This is a genomic window from Streptomyces sp. NPDC034049 (genome assembly GCF_055575575.1).
The window spans coordinates 34,771-48,857 of sequence record NZ_JBVISJ010000022.1 but is presented as its reverse complement, the minus strand read 5'-3'; the positions used below and the strand labels follow the sequence as shown (position 1 = coordinate 48,857).

Genomic DNA, 14,087 nt, shown 5'->3' with positions numbered 1-14,087 from the left:
TCTAGACTCGTGGTGTGGTGAGCACCGACTGGAAGAGCGACCTCAGGCAGCGCGGCTACCGGCTGACGCCGCAGCGTCAACTCGTGCTCGAAGCCGTGGACACCCTGGAGCACGCGACCCCCGACGACATCCTCGTGGAAGTGAGGAAGACGGCGTCGGGGGTCAACATCTCCACGGTCTACCGGACCCTGGAGCTCCTGGAGGAGCTGGGGCTGGTCAGCCATGCCCATCTGGGGCACGGGGCACCGACGTACCACCTGGCCGACCGGCACCACCACATCCATCTGGTCTGCCGGGACTGCGAGAACGTCATCGAGGCCGATGTCTCGGTGGCGCAGGACTTCACGGCGAAGCTGCGCGAGACCTTCGGGTTCGACACCGACCTGAAGCACTTCGCGATCTTCGGCCGCTGCGAGAGCTGCACACTCAAGGCTTCAAGTACCAAGTCGTAGGCTAGGCATATGAAAAGCCCTCTGCTGTCCCTGCCCGGCGCCGTCCCCGCCGAGGGCGTGGACGAAGGCGTCGCCGCCCACTACGGCGACCTGTTCCGTGAACAGCGCGCCCTCGCCGACGGCACCGGATTCGTCGACCTCTCCCACCGGGGCGTGATCACCGTCTCCGGGGAGGACCGGCTCAGCTGGCTGCACCTGCTGCTCACCCAGCACGTCAGCGAGCTGCCCACCGGCGAGGCCACCGAGGCGCTGATCCTCTCCGCCAACGGTCACATCGAGCACGCGCTGTACCTGGTCGACGACGGCACGACCGTCTGGGCGCACGTCGAGCCCGGCACCCAGGAGGCGCTGCTGGCGTACCTGGAGTCGATGAAGTTCTTCTACCGTGTCGAAGTGGCCGACCGGACGGGCGACTTCGCGCTCGTCCACCTCCCGGCCGGCTCGATCGCCGAGGTCCCCGAGGGCACGGTCGTCCGCGAGACGCCGTACGGCCGTGATCTGTTCCTCCCGCGCGCGGACCTGGAGTCGTACGCGGAGAAGACGGGCCCCGCCGCCGGGCTGCTCGCGTACGAGGCGCTGCGGGTCGAGCACCACCGGCCCCGCCTCGGCTTCGAGACCGACCACCGCACCATCCCGCACGAGCTGGGCTGGATCGGCACGGCCGTGCACCTCCAGAAGGGCTGCTACCGGGGCCAGGAGACCGTCGCCCGGGTCCAGAACCTCGGCAAGCCGCCGCGCCGCCTCGTCTTCCTCCACCTCGACGGCAGCGAGGTCCACCTCCCGCCGCGCGGCGCGGAGATCCGGCTGGCGGACGACGGCGCCGAGGGCCGCAAGCTCGGCTTCATCACGACCTCCGTACGCCACCACGAGCTGGGGCCGGTCGCCCTGGCCCTGGTCAAGCGGAACGTCCCGGTCGACGCGCGGCTGCTGGCGGACACGACGGCGGCGGCCCAGGAGGTCGTGGTCGAGCCGTAGAGGGCGCGAGCGAGCCATCAGGCGTGGGACCTCGCCATCAGGTGGGGGAGCGCGCCTTCAGGGGCTCAGATCTCCAGCAGGACCGTGAACGGGCCGTCGTTCGTCAGGGACACCCGCATGGACGCGCCGAACCGTCCCGTGGCCACCGTCGCCCCCAGCGAACGCAGCTGGGCGACGACCTCCTCGACCAGCGGCTCGGCGACCTCACCGGGCGCCGCGGCGTTCCAGGTCGGGCGCCGGCCCTTGCGCGCGTCCCCGTACAGCGTGAACTGGCTGATCACCAGCAGCGGCGCGGCCACGTCGCTGCACGACTTCTCGTCGTGCAGCATCCGCACGGACCAGAGTTTCCGCGCCAGCTGCGCCGCCTTCTCCTTGGTGTCCTCGTGGGTCACCCCCACCAGGACGCACAGCCCCTCGCCCTCGATCGACCCGACCGTCTCACCGTCCACGACGACGCTCGCGCCGTCGACCCTCTGCACCACCGCACGCATGCCGACCATGATGCCGCCGCCGTCCATCAGGCGTTCGCCAGGGGGTCCCTCCTACGGGGGGTTTGTGATCACGGGGGTTTGAAGAGCGCTTTGCCCGGTCTTTCTCATTGATCCATTACCGCCCATCTGGGGTGGATCGCGGGGACTCGGTCACAAAGCGGCCACGGAGAGTGGCACGATGCTCACACACACCGGTCGAGGGGACGGTTGAGGCGCATGAGCACATCGAGTACCGGGCAGCCCCCGGGAACTGCGACGTTTACCCGTACGACGCCGGGGGCCGCCCCCGGTGTCCGTCGGCCACCGGTCCAGCGCACGGACAGCGGACCACTGCCGCCGCCGGACCCGGCCCAGTCCGAGCTGTCCCGGCTGCGGCTGCCCGAGCTGCGCACGCTGCGGCGGGACGCCCAGCGGGACGAGGCCGACCTCAGTTATCTGCGGCGGCTGCTCCAGGGCCGTATCGACATCCTGCGCGCCGAGCTGGCCCGCAGGGGCGGTGCGGCGGACCCCGTGGCGCCGGCACCGGGCTCCGGTGAGCGCTCGGCGCTCGTGGACCGGCTGTCGGCGATCCTCACGGACGCCCCGGCCCGGCACCGTTCGTCGGCCCGCCACGTCACCGTGGGCACGCCGCGCGGCGAGGAGTACCGCCGGCTGGCCGCCGAGATGCTGGACGAGGTCGAACTCTCCGACCTCGGGGCCCGCACCGACGAGGAACTCACCGCGGGCCTCGCCCGCCTGGTCCACCACGAGCAGCAGATCTCCGGCCGCCGCCAGCACCTGCAGCGCACGGCCGACGACTGCAGCGCGGAGATCGCCCGCCGCTACCGGGAGGGCGAGGCCCAGGTGGACGACCTGCTGACGTAGCGGGGGCGGTTGCCGGGGGCGTGGGGGGTGCGTTGTCGGGTGCGGGTCCGGTGGGCTTCTCGCGCAGTTCCCCGCGCCCCTGAAAGGCCTCCGGCCTTTCGGGCCGAAAAGCACGGGGCGCAGCCCCTGCTTTTCAGGGGCGCGGGGAACTGCGCGACCAGCCCCCACCGGACGGACGCCTGGGGGGCGAGGGGGCGCAGTCCCTTCAGGATGGGACGGGTAGCGGCGGCGCGGGGGCGGGGAAAATTCGGAGACACACCGCCGAGACCCCCCCTAGCGTGACCCCATGAGCCCCTCCCATGACACAGCCGTACGCCCCGTCACCGAGGACGAGATCCCGGCCTGGCTGAACGCTCTGAACGTCGGTTTCCTCCGAGCCCCGGAAACCCTGACCCCCCAGGAGCTCAAGGACCGCTCGTCCCACATAGACCCGTCCCGAACGCTCGCCGCGTTCGACCCCACCGCCCCCGACCCCCACGTCGTGGCGACCTTCCGCTCCTTCCCCCAGGAACTCACCGCCGTGGGCGGCCGCACCGTCCCCGCCGACGCCATCTCGAACGTCACGGTCAGCCCCACCCACCGCCGCCGGGGCCTGCTCACCCGGATGATGGCCCAGGACCTCTCCGCCGCGAAGGACCGCGGCGACGTCGTCGCCACCCTGATCGCCGCCGAGTACCCGATCTACGGCCGCTACGGCTTCGGCCCCGCCACCTGGACCACCGAGTGGACCGTCGACGTCCCCCGCACCGGCCTGGACCCCCGCTGGTCCGGCCCGGCGGACGGCGGCCGGGTCGACCTCGTCGACGGCGCGACCGTACGCGCCCTCGGCCCCGCCCTCCACGACCGTCTGCGCGCCGCGCAACCCGGCGCGGTGAGCCGCGACGAGCGCTGGTGGCGGATCAACACGGGCGACCTGCGGGTCTACGGCTCCTGGACCGAGCCGTTCTACGCGGTCTACCGGTCAGCGACCGGCGAGGTCGAGGGCATGGTCTCGTACGAGGCGGACGACACCTGGCGGATGAAGCAGCCGCAGAACACGGCCGACGTCAACTGGCTGATCGCGACGACCCCCGCCGCCGAGCGCGCCCTGTGGCACTACCTCTGCTCGATCGACTGGATCACCAAGGTCAAGTGCGGCTGGCGGGCCCCCGACGACCTCCTGCCGCACTTCTTCCCCGACCCGCGCGCCGTGAGCGTCACCGCCCACGCGGACTGGCTGTGGGTACGGATCCTGGACGTCGTAGGGGCGCTGGAGGCGCGTACGTACGCGGGCACCGGGACGCTGGTGCTGGAGGTCGTGGACAGGGACGGCTTCGCCGACGGGCGGTACCGGCTGGACGCGGGCCCGGACGGGGCGAGTTGTGTGCCGACGAGCGAGGACGGCGACCTCGTCCTGGACGTCGCGGACCTGGCGACGCTGTGGCTGGGCGACGAGTCCGCCGTACGACTGGCCGCGCTCGGGCGGGCGCGGGAACAGCGGAAGGGCGCCGCCTCCGTGGCCGACGCCCTGCTGCGGACGTCCAGGCGCCCGTGGTGCCCGGACATCTTCTGAGGCCTCTGGGGCCTCTGGGGACCTTTCTGGTGTGTGCGGTATCCGTAGCTGTTCAGTTGTGGTTGTGGCTGCGCATTCAGTTGTGGCTGAACCATTCAGTTGTGACGGTGCGGACCGGTCGAACTCCCGGCTCCCCTCCGGAAGGGAGGTCAATCGGTCGGTCTGTGGGACGGTCGGCGGCAGTTGCCAGAGTCACCAACCATCCGAAAGTTTGACCATGTTGCGAAAGTTGGCGACCAACTTCACCTTACTTATCTCCGCTTGGAGTCGGCTCATAACCACCTTCCCACGAACTGCCCAAAGATGGCGAGAAGTTGTAGTGTTTGTGCGTGGAGCGGGAACGCACGGCCGTCGATGGGCGGAAGTCGTCACAGCGGCCCCAGAGGTCACACCACGAGGTGGCCGACGTGTTGCGCGGCCGGATCAGGTCCGGCGAGCTGCGACCGGGACAGCGCATGCCCACGCAGGCGAAGCTGGCCGACGAGTTCGGCGTCGAGCGCGGAGCCGTACGGCAGGCCTTGCGCATCCTGCAGTCGGAGCACCTGCTCACCAACGTTTCCAAGGGCAGCCCGGCGACTGTCGCCCCACGCGTGGGCGCGGCGGCCGTCGGCGGGCCGGGTGCCGCGCCACGGCCGACGATGGTGGAGCTGGCTCCGCGCATATCCGCCGCCTTCGCGGCCCCGCACGTGAAGATCGACGCCCTGTGCCTGACGTCCGTGTCCCTCACGCTCGCCGTGGGTGAGTCGTTGCGCGAGATTCACGCGGGGCGCATAAAACCGGCCAGGGTCGACGTCCGGGTGATGCTGCCCAGCAGGGACATCCCGCTCGCCTTCCCGGCCCCGGTCGACGCGTCGGTCGACGGCCGGCTCCAGCGCCGCTGGCTCGCCCAGCGCAACGCCCAGGGGCAGGTCCTCAAGCACAACCTGCTGGCGTTACGGTCCACGCACGGCGTGGACGTCCATGTGTCCTTCCGAGCCCTGCCCTTCACGCCGCCCGTGAAGCTGTACCTCCTCAACGGGCAGGAGGCGCTGTTCGCGTACTACACGGTGCAGCGGAAGGAGGCCGAGGTGGACAGCGAGCAGCTGGAGATGTACGACGCCGAGGGCACCCAGTCCACGCTGTTCGCGTTCGAGCGGAGCGCGGTCGCCGCACCCCGGGACACGACCTTCGTCGAGCAGTCCCGTCTGTGGTTCGACGCGCTCTGGGAGACCATCAGCTCGGACCTGCTGCTCACGAGCTGAGGACGGCCCGCTCACATCGCCGGTCCGGCGAACATCAGCGCGAGGATGACCGCGCCGATCGAGCTGCACGTGTGGTTGTTCGCCTTCAGCCCGACCGTGAGGAACAGCAGGCCGACGATTCCCATGGTGCCGTAACGCCATTCGACGAAGCGCTGGAGGGCGACGACGGCGAGGGCGGAGACGAGAGCGAGGGCAGCGGGCATGGTGGTACCTCCTCCGAGGGCTGGCGCGGGCGTGCTCGATGCGGTGGCGGGGCAGGGGTGGCGCGGGGGCGAACGGTGGAGCGCGCCGGAGAGAGCTGGAGAACGCTGGAGAACGCTGGAGAAGTTTGCCAACTTGACCAAGTTGGCAACCAACTTTGTTTAAATGGTTCCCACTTGGTCTATGTTCATAACCACCTTTCCGTGAACTCCCCAAAGATGGGTGAGAGTTGTAGCGTTTGGTCGTGACTCAGGAGAACGTTGCAGTGAACGACGGCAGAAAGCTCTCGTCCCAGGAGATCGCCGCCACCCTGCGGGACCGCATCCGCGGCGGCGACCTCAGGCCCGGCGAACGCCTGCCCACCCAGGCCGAGCTGGCCGAGGAGTTCGGCGTGGAGCGCGGCACGGTCCGTCAGGCCCTGCGCGCCCTCCAGGACGACGGCCTGCTGAGCAATGTCAGCAAGGGCAGCCCGCCCCGGGTCGCCGAGGTCGGCCCCGCCGCGAGCAACGAGCCGCAGCCGACGATGGTGGGCCTCGGCCCGCGTCTGGCGGAGGCCTTCTCCACGCCGCACGTCCGCATCGACGCGGCCTGCCTCACCGCCGAGACCCTGATGCTGGCGCTCGGCGAGCCGGTCCGCCGTATCCATGAGGGAACGATCCGGCCGGAGTCCATCGACGTCCGTATCCTGCTGCCCTCCCGGAAGATCAACCTGGCGTTCCCGGTGCCGGTGGAGGGGCGCGGCGAGGACGACGAGGAGGACCCAGTCCACAGGCGCTGGCTCGATCAGCGCAACGCCCAGATCCGCGTCCTGCGCCACAACCTCCAGGCCCTGCGCACCTCGCACAAGCTCGACGTCAGCGTGACGTTCCGGGCCCTGCCCTTCACCCCGCCCGTCAAGCTCTACCTCCTCAACGGGCAGGAGGCCCTGATCGCCTACTACATGCTCATGAAGCGCGAGGAGCAGATGGCCGACGGGCCCCTGCAGATGTACGACGCCTTCGGCACCCAGTCTCTCCTCTTCTCCTTCGTGAAGGAGACCGGCCCCCGCGACGCCGCCTTCGTCGATCAGTCCCAGCAATGGTTCAACGCCCTCTGGGAAACCATCACGACGGACCTGACACTCTCCTAGTGACTCCTGACACGGCTGATACGGCGCAGACTGAACCGGTGACAGAAGAGACAGAGTCCCTTCGAGAACTTCGAGAACTGATCACCCCGGTCCGCTTCGTGCTCTGGGACCTGGACGGGCCGATCTGTCGACTGTTCTCCGGGCATCCCGCGCACCAAGTGGCCAGAGATCTGGTGGGGTTGATCGACAGGCGGGGACTCGGGGGTCTGCTGACGGAGCGGGAGCGCGGTACGGCCGACCCGCAGGTGGTCCTCCTGGGTCTGGGCCGGCGCCATCCGCGCAGCGACCTGATCATCGACGTGGAGGAGTGGCTCACCCAGCAGGAGCTGACCGCCGCGCCCAAGGCGTACCCCACCACCTGGGCCGACCCGCTCATCCGGACCTGGTCGCGGCGGGCCAGGTTCGCCATCACCACCAACAACTCGGCGCTCGCGGCGTCCCGTTACATCGCGACCCGGGGTCTCACCGACTGCTTCCCGTACATCTACGGCCGTACGCGCGACCTCGACCGTATGAAGCCGCACCCCCACACCCTGCGTCAGGCCCTCAACGCGATGGGCGCCGAACCGTCCCGCGCCCTGATGCTCGGCGACGCCCCCACCGATTTCGAGGCGGCCCGCGATGCCGACGTCCCCTTCCTGGGCTACGCGCGTAACGAGCACAAGCTCAAGGCGCTCCTGGACGCGGGAGTCCCCCTCTCGCACACGGTGAACTCCCTGAAGCCGGTCCTGGACGTCCTCCGCACCCACCTCCCGGATCAGGCCTGAACCATCAGGAGGAGGAAGAGCAGCGCCGTCCACCAGGCCAGGCGTGCCTGGCCGACCCGCAGGGCCACGGCCACGACGACCATCAGGAGGAGTCCGAGAGGGCCGAGGGCCCGCCCCACCAGATGGGCCGCGAGGAATTGGACCGCTGCCACCAGCACTTCCCAGAACACCATGTTCTCCACCCCCGTTCGGCCGACTGCCCCCGGCAGCCAGTCCAATTGGCCAGTGATTGACCTGTAATTGGTATTCCCGATTGGGCTGATCCCTTAACTAGCAGTCCAGTTGGGCTGCTCTCTGACCGGAACTGGTTTGCCTGCGGGCGGGGAGCGGTACGGTCGGGACGTGGGCGATACATGGACCGGTGAGGGTGGCGGCAGCAAGTTCGAGCATGCCCTGGAGACACTGCGGGCCGGGATGGAGGACGGCACGTACCCGGTGGGGACGTCACTGCCTCCCCAGCGGCAACTCGTCGAGACGCTCGACGTCTCCCGTGACACCGTGCAGCGGGTCCTGGCCCGGCTGAGGGAGGAAGGCCTGGTCGAGACCCGGCGGGGGAGCGGGACCCGGGTGCTGGGCGGCCGGCGGGCGCGACCCCGGGCGGCGAGCAAGGTGACACCGCGCTCCTTCTTCGACTCCGCCTTCGAGCAGAACGAAGTGCTCCTGGACATCCACACCCTGACGTCGGAGTCCTTGAGCACGCACATCCGGCTCCAGGCGGAACGGGTGCGCGAGGGGGAGATCACCCCGGAGCGCATCGTGCTGCGCATGCTTCTGCCCCGCGAGTCGATGTCCCTGCCGTATCCGACGGCCAGGGGGTCCGAGGAGGACACGCGGCCGCAGGAGCGCCTCCGGGACATCACCCGGGTGCAGGAATCGTCGCTGCGCGAGGCGCTGGAGGATCTCCAGCGCGCGGGGCTCGTCCGCCAGGTCGACGTCCTGGTGCGGCATGCGCCGATCACGCCGACCTTCAAGGTGTATCTGCGCAACCAGACCGAGGCGCTGCACGGCTTCTACACGGTCGTCGAACGCCCGATCGAGGTCGGTGGGGGCGAACTGGTCGATGCCCTCGACGTACTCGGCCTGGGCGCCACGCTCACCCACCACGTCAAGGACGCCGATCCGTCGTCCCCGGAGAGCGTCTTCGTCGATTCCGCGCAGGCCTGGTTCGACTCGGTCTGGAACCTGCTCACGGACGAGGGCGACGAAGCGGCGGGGGCTGACTGAACCCCTGAGGGTGATGGTCCGGTCGAGGCGCGCAGGCCGCGATCAGTTCGGTGTGTGAGGCGACCACGGTGCGCGCGCCCGCCCGGCGCAGCAGGCGGTCCCGCTCATGGTCCGGTGCGTAGCCCAGAAACCGTACGCCGGCGGACGCGGCCGCCCTGAGGTCGCCGGGCTGGTCGCCGATCAGCACGGCGGCTTCCGGCCCGATGTGCCCCAGGCGCTCCAGGGCGAGCCGCACCGCGCTCGGATCGGGCTTCATGCGGCGCGGGTCGCGCGGGTCGCGGCCGCAGACCGCCTCGAACTTCCCGGACATCTTGTGAAGTCCGAGGAACTTGCGTACAGGTCCTTCCGCGTTGTTCGTCACGATCGCGAGCCGCTTCCCGTGGTCGACCAGGGTGTCCAGCAGCAGATCGACCCCCGGCGCCGGCACCGCGGCATCCACGGCCGCCTCCTCGTACCGCGTGACGATGTCGCTCGCCGCGCGCAGGACGGCGGGGTCGAGGGCGGTGGGCCCGAGGGCGGCGTCCCTCCTTCGGTCCAGCATGTCCCGGAGGAGTTGAAGGACGGTGTGGGAGTCGTCGCACGCCTCCACGGCGGGGTCGAGCACATTCCACTTCTTCCGTGCCATGGCCTTGATCTCCCTGGCGACAGGCCGGGTCGACCGTCCGCCGAACAGGTCGCAGACCGGGCCGTCGAAGTCGAGGAGGACGGCTCGGGCCCCGCCGAGCAGCTGGCGCGGTCGGAGCGGCTCGGTCGTCTCGGGGAGGGTGGGGTTCATGGCAGTCATCGTGATCAGTGTGGTGCAGTCGACCGTCCGACCCACGCGTGGGACACCTTCGGACAGTCGCGCGATGCGTGTCAGTACGGGCCCGGGGACGTGAGCGTTCAACCGGTGGACAGCCACCTGCGAAAGCCCGGCTTCTGCCACGATGCTCGCCTTCGGAGGAGTACCGTGCCTCCACTTCCTGGATTTCACCACGGGTGCGACCACGGCGAGAGAACGGGCGATGCCAGCTGATTCGGATTCCAAGGGGCGGCGCCGCGCCGATGAGATGAGCGCCGACCCGGGTGCGGTGGAGGGACCACTCAGCGGCTACCACCACGAGACCTATGTCTTCCGGCTGCCCCCCGAGGCCGGAGCCGGCGCGGGGAGCGGCGTTGGCGCGGGTGGACGCTGGAAGTGCCGTGAGCCGCGCGAGAGTCTGCTGTGGTTCGACCGTCGCTGCTTCGACTCGGAGGAGCGTCTGCTCACCGAGCTCCAGGGGCGTATCGACAACATCCCCGAGCTGATCGAGGTCGAGGGCACCGTCCTCCAGCGGTTCGTCGAGGGGGAGACGCTCGGGGCGCTCCACCCGTCCGGGACGCCCGTTCCCGACAAGGAGTTCGGGCAGATCCTCGCCCTGTTCCGGCAACTGGTCGCCGTCCGCCCCCGGAGCCTGCTGGTGAAGCGGAGGTGCGAGCGGCGGGACCGCGCGGGGGAGGGCGACAGCGCGGGCTTCCTCGACCGGCTGATCTGCTTCACCGAGGACCGGGTGTACGGGGACAATCTGCCGGAGTACGGCGAGCTGTTCGCGGACCTGAACCTGGACTCCGACTCGTTCAAGCAGCTCAGGAAGCACGTGTCAGGCCTGCGCGAGCGCCCCTTCTGCCTCCTGCACGCCGATCTCCACCGAGAGAACCTCATCGTCGACCGCGACCGCCGCCTCTGGGCCATCGACTGGGAACTCGCGATGTTCGGCGACCCGCTCTACGACCTCGCCACCCACCTCTACCTGATGCGCTACCCGCCGGAACAGGAACGGTGGATGACGCAACGCTGGTGCTCGCTCGTGGAGGAGGTCCGGTCGGGAAGCTCCCGGGGCTGGCGGGAGGACCTGCCCAAACTCCTCGACTACAAGAAGGCCCAGTCGGTGTTCACCGACGTCATCCGCACCTCGCAGGCGCTGCGCCTCGCGCCCGCGACGGATCCCGCGACGCGGCGGGCCATGCTGCGCAGCGCGAGCTGGACGGTCTGGGACGTGCTGAGCCGGGGCGCGTATCCGCTGGGTGTCGAGAAGGTCCCGGGCGTGACGGCGATCGAAGCCGCGCTGACCCGGTGGCTCCGGCCCGGTGCCGGTGATGCCTAGGCTCGACGGTATGAGCGAGAGCGGCAGCGGCGTCGGTAGTGGCAGCGGCGTCGGTAGTGGTGGCGGGAGCGGTAACGGCAGCGGGCACGGTAGCGGGAGCGGACTGCGGGAGCGTAAGAAGCGGCGGACGTACGAGACGGTCTCGGACGTGGCGATCCGGCTGTTCCTGGAGAAGGGGTTCGACGCGGTGTCCGTGGCCGAGGTGGCCGCGGCGGCGGAGATCTCGAAGCCGACGCTCTTCCGGTACTTCCCGGCGAAGGAGGACCTCGTCCTGTACCGGATCGCCGATCACGAGGACGAGACGGCGCGGGTGGTCGCGGGGCGGGCCGAGGGGGAGTCGGTGGTCGGGGCCGTGCGGGCGCACTTTCTGGACGGGCTGGCCCGGCGGGACCCGGTGACCGGGCTGAGCGACCATCCGCAGGTGCTCGCCTTCCACCGGCTGCTCTACGGGACCCCGTCGCTGGTAGCGCGGGCCTACGGCCATCTGGAACGGGCCGAGTCCGCGCTGGCCGAGGTGCTCGGGGGCGGGCTCGACGCGCGGGTCGCCGCCGGGCAGATCGTGACCGTACGGCGGGTCCTCGCGGAGGAGAACCGGCGGCGGGTGGAGCGGGGGGATCCGCTGGAGGAGGTCGAGCGGGACGCCGTCGCCGCTGCCGAGCGCGTGTTCGGGCGGTTGGAGGGGGCGCTGCCGCTCGGGACGCGGTGAGGGTGAGCGGCCGGGGCGGCCCTCCGAGGGTGACTGATCCTCGGTAATAAATTTAACTCGGTTACGTTTTTCGGTACGCTCGGCGGAATGACGCCTCGCGATCCGGCCGACCTCACCGCCGACCCTGCCGCCCTCCAGGACGTCCTGGCCCACGAACGCGCCTACCACGACACCTGCCGTGCCGCTCTCGCCGCGATGGTCGAGGGGGCGGGCGAGCAGGTCGTCGCCGGCGAGGACGTCTCCGCCTCGGGCGCCGACGCGGAGGTGCTCGGGTATCGGCTGCGCAGCCGGGCCAAGGAGATGCGAGAGCTGCCGGAGGGGCCGTTGTTCTTCGGGCGGCTCGACTTCGCCGCTCGGGCCGACAGCGACCACGCCGGGCAGAGCTGTCACCTGGACCACGCCGGGCAGAGCTATCACCTCGGGCGGCTGCGGATCAGCGAGGACCCTGCCGTGCCGCCGCTCGTCGTGGACTGGCGGGCGCCGGTTTCGCGGGCCTTCTACCAGGCGAGTGCGCGTGACCCCCAGGGCGTCGCCGTCCGGCGTCGCTTCGGGTGGGCGCCGGGGAGCCGGGGGAACTCGACCGACCTCACGGGGCTGGAGGACGAGCACCTGGCCGGTACCGGTACCGGTACCGCTGCACGTGTTGATACGTCCGCCCCGGGCAGCCTGCTCGCCGCCGAGATCGAGCGGCCTCGGCTCGGTCCGATGCGGGACATCGCCGCCACCATCCAGCCCGAGCAGGACGATCTGGTGCGCGCGGATCTCGCGACCTCCGTCTGTGTGCAGGGCGCCCCCGGCACCGGCAAGACCGCCGTCGGGCTGCACCGCGCCGCGTACCTCCTCTACACCCACCCCCAGCGCATCCGTCGCGGCGGTCTGCTGATCCTCGGCCCCAACCGCACGTTCCTCTCGTACATCGCGGAGGTGCTGCCCGCGCTGGGCGAGACGGGTGTACGCCAGTCGACGGTCACGGACGAGATCGCCCGGCACGAGGTGCGGGCCGAGGACGACGAGCGGGCGGCGGTCGTGAAGCACGACGCCCGGATGGCGGAGGTGCTCCGACGAGCGCTGTACGCCGGCGTCGCGGGTGGGCAGCGGGCGCGGGCGGAGGCGGTCGGGACCCTGGTGCTGGCGGAGGGCTCGTACCGCTGGCGGGTGGACGAGGACGAGCTGCGACGGATCGTGGCGGGCGTACGGGCCGAGGAACTGCCGTACGACGTCGGGCGGGAGCGTGTCCGGGCACGGGTGGTCCGGTTGCTGCAGGAGCAGGCGGAGCGGCGGGCGGGGCCGCGCCCGAACGCCTGGCTGTACCGGATCTCGCGGTCGCGGCCGGTCGGCGCGTACGTCGACGCCGTATGGCCGAAGGTCCGGCCGGAGGAGGTCGTGGCCCGGCTGCTCGGCGACCCGGACGTGCTCGCCGAAGCGGCGGAGGGGCTGCTCGACGCGGACGAGCAGAAGGCCATCGGCTGGGCGAAACCGCCGCGCACCTGGCGGTCGGCGCGCTGGTCCGCCGCCGATCTCGTCCTCCTCGACGAGGTCGCGGGGCTCCTCGCCCACCCCGACGGCTACGGCCATGTCGTCGTCGACGAGGCCCAGGACCTCTCCCCGATGCAGTGCCGCGCGATCGCCCGCCGGGCGGCCTACGGCTCGGTGACCGTCCTGGGCGACCTCGCCCAGGGGACCACCCCGTGGGCCGCCCGCGACTGGCCCGGCCTCCTCGCCCACCTGGGCAAGCCGGACGCCCATGTCGTCCCGCTGACCACCGGGTTCCGGGTACCGCAGGCCGTCGTGGGACTGGCGAACGGGTTGCTGGACCGCCTGGGCGTGGAGGTGCCCGCCGCTCGGTCCCTGCGGCGGGACGGGGAGTTGCGGATCAGGAGGGTGGAGGGGGCTGAGAGGGCCGAGTCCGGGGCGGTCGTGGTCGGTGGGGAGGTCGTCGCCGAGGCCGTGGCGGCCGTGCGGGACGCGCTCGCGTGTGAGGGGTCCGTCGGGGTCATCGCTGCCGACGGACCCGACGTCGTACGGCTGTGTCAGGCGCTCGACGAGGCCGGGATCCCGGTGAGCGGCCCGGACGAACTCCGGGCGCGCGTCACGGTGTTGGGGGCCGGGGTCGCGAAGGGCCTGGAGTACGACCATGTCGTGGTCGTCGAACCGGCGGCGATCGCGGCGGCCGAGGAGCGGGGACTGCACCGCCTGTACGTCGTCCTCACCCGGGCGGTGTCGCGACTGGACGTGGTGCACGCGCGAGCGCTGCCGTGGTGACCCGGGCGGGGACGTGTTACCGGAAGGCGGCGGAGTCATGACCGTACCGGCACCTCGCTGATCAGGGCCGTGGCTACGGTGAGCGGGTGCCGGTGAGCGG

The 14,087-nt window shown here is 70.8% G+C and carries 15 protein-coding genes; 11 read left to right on the top strand and 4 right to left on the bottom strand.

The genetic code is table 11. The features are described 5' to 3' along the window. Positions 1 to 14 precede the first annotated feature (14 nt). The gene (locus ACZ52C_RS38620; RefSeq protein WP_045555945.1) at positions 15 to 452 is read left to right on the top strand and encodes a Fur family transcriptional regulator; all 438 of its coding nucleotides are present in this window, start codon (positions 15 to 17) and stop codon (positions 450 to 452) included. 9 nt (positions 453 to 461) lie between these two features. Next, complete coding sequence (gene ygfZ, locus ACZ52C_RS38615) at positions 462 to 1,427, top strand: CAF17-like 4Fe-4S cluster assembly/insertion protein YgfZ (RefSeq protein ID WP_469079217.1); 966 nt, start codon at positions 462 to 464, stop codon at positions 1,425 to 1,427. A 65-nt stretch (positions 1,428 to 1,492) separates the two neighbouring features. Here ygfZ and dtd read toward each other — a convergent pair whose 3' ends face one another. Further along, positions 1,493 to 1,918: a D-aminoacyl-tRNA deacylase gene (gene dtd / locus ACZ52C_RS38610; protein ID WP_469079216.1), complete on the bottom strand. Its 426-nt coding sequence runs from the start codon at positions 1,916 to 1,918 to the stop codon at positions 1,493 to 1,495. Positions 1,919 to 2,134: 216 nt separating this feature from the next. Here dtd and ACZ52C_RS38605 point away from each other — a divergent pair, with 216 nt between their 5' ends. From ACZ52C_RS38605 to ACZ52C_RS38595, 3 genes are all read left to right on the top strand, one after another. Then, positions 2,135 to 2,782 (top strand): RsiG family protein, encoded by a 648-nt coding sequence (locus tag ACZ52C_RS38605; RefSeq protein WP_469079215.1) that lies wholly within the window; start codon positions 2,135 to 2,137, stop codon positions 2,780 to 2,782. A gap of 286 nt (positions 2,783 to 3,068) precedes the next feature. Then, entirely contained in the window at positions 3,069 to 4,334 is a 1,266-nt protein-coding gene (locus ACZ52C_RS38600) for a GNAT family N-acetyltransferase (protein WP_469079214.1), read from the top strand. 323 nt (positions 4,335 to 4,657) lie between these two features. Next, positions 4,658 to 5,575 carry a winged helix-turn-helix domain-containing protein gene (locus ACZ52C_RS38595; RefSeq protein WP_408990577.1) on the top strand — a complete coding sequence of 306 codons (918 nt, stop codon included), beginning with the start codon at positions 4,658 to 4,660 and terminating at the stop codon, positions 5,573 to 5,575. Between the two features lie 11 nt (positions 5,576 to 5,586). On the opposite strand, the gene ACZ52C_RS38590 is transcribed toward ACZ52C_RS38595, so the two are convergent. Continuing rightward, positions 5,587 to 5,778, bottom strand: coding sequence for a hypothetical protein (locus ACZ52C_RS38590; protein ID WP_469079213.1), 192 nt, complete (start codon positions 5,776 to 5,778; stop codon positions 5,587 to 5,589). Between the two features lie 236 nt (positions 5,779 to 6,014). Here ACZ52C_RS38590 and ACZ52C_RS38585 point away from each other — a divergent pair, with 236 nt between their 5' ends. Next, positions 6,015 to 6,905, top strand: a complete 891-nt coding sequence (locus ACZ52C_RS38585; RefSeq protein ID WP_469079212.1) for a GntR family transcriptional regulator — start codon at positions 6,015 to 6,017, stop codon at positions 6,903 to 6,905. Positions 6,906 to 6,943: 38 nt separating this feature from the next. Then, positions 6,944 to 7,672 carry an HAD family hydrolase gene (locus ACZ52C_RS38580; RefSeq protein ID WP_469079211.1) on the top strand — a complete coding sequence of 243 codons (729 nt, stop codon included), beginning with the start codon at positions 6,944 to 6,946 and terminating at the stop codon, positions 7,670 to 7,672. Here the strand turns inward: ACZ52C_RS38580 and ACZ52C_RS38575 are convergent. Further along, positions 7,663 to 7,845, bottom strand: coding sequence for a hypothetical protein (locus ACZ52C_RS38575; protein WP_469079210.1), 183 nt, complete (start codon positions 7,843 to 7,845; stop codon positions 7,663 to 7,665). The genes ACZ52C_RS38580 and ACZ52C_RS38575 overlap by 10 nt on opposite strands. 169 nt (positions 7,846 to 8,014) lie before the next feature. Between ACZ52C_RS38575 and ACZ52C_RS38570 the strand changes: the two genes are divergently transcribed. Continuing rightward, complete coding sequence (locus ACZ52C_RS38570; RefSeq protein WP_469079209.1) at positions 8,015 to 8,896, top strand: winged helix-turn-helix domain-containing protein; 882 nt, start codon at positions 8,015 to 8,017, stop codon at positions 8,894 to 8,896. Here the strand turns inward: ACZ52C_RS38570 and ACZ52C_RS38565 are convergent. Beyond that, complete coding sequence (locus tag ACZ52C_RS38565; protein ID WP_469079208.1) at positions 8,859 to 9,671, bottom strand: HAD family hydrolase; 813 nt, start codon at positions 9,669 to 9,671, stop codon at positions 8,859 to 8,861. The genes ACZ52C_RS38570 and ACZ52C_RS38565 overlap by 38 nt on opposite strands. A gap of 229 nt (positions 9,672 to 9,900) precedes the next feature. On the opposite strand from ACZ52C_RS38565, the gene ACZ52C_RS38560 reads away from it, so the two are divergent. The 3 genes from ACZ52C_RS38560 to ACZ52C_RS38550 all read left to right on the top strand — a co-directional run bounded on the left by ACZ52C_RS38560 (position 9,901) and on the right by ACZ52C_RS38550 (position 13,987). Further along, the gene (locus ACZ52C_RS38560; RefSeq protein ID WP_469079207.1) at positions 9,901 to 11,019 is read left to right on the top strand and encodes a phosphotransferase; all 1,119 of its coding nucleotides are present in this window, start codon (positions 9,901 to 9,903) and stop codon (positions 11,017 to 11,019) included. 10 nt (positions 11,020 to 11,029) lie between these two features. Then, positions 11,030 to 11,725 carry a TetR family transcriptional regulator gene (locus ACZ52C_RS38555; RefSeq protein WP_469079206.1) on the top strand — a complete coding sequence of 232 codons (696 nt, stop codon included), beginning with the start codon at positions 11,030 to 11,032 and terminating at the stop codon, positions 11,723 to 11,725. Between the two features lie 87 nt (positions 11,726 to 11,812). Further along, positions 11,813 to 13,987 carry a HelD family protein gene (locus ACZ52C_RS38550; RefSeq protein ID WP_469079205.1) on the top strand — a complete coding sequence of 725 codons (2,175 nt, stop codon included), beginning with the start codon at positions 11,813 to 11,815 and terminating at the stop codon, positions 13,985 to 13,987. The last annotated feature ends 100 nt before the right edge of the window (positions 13,988 to 14,087 follow it).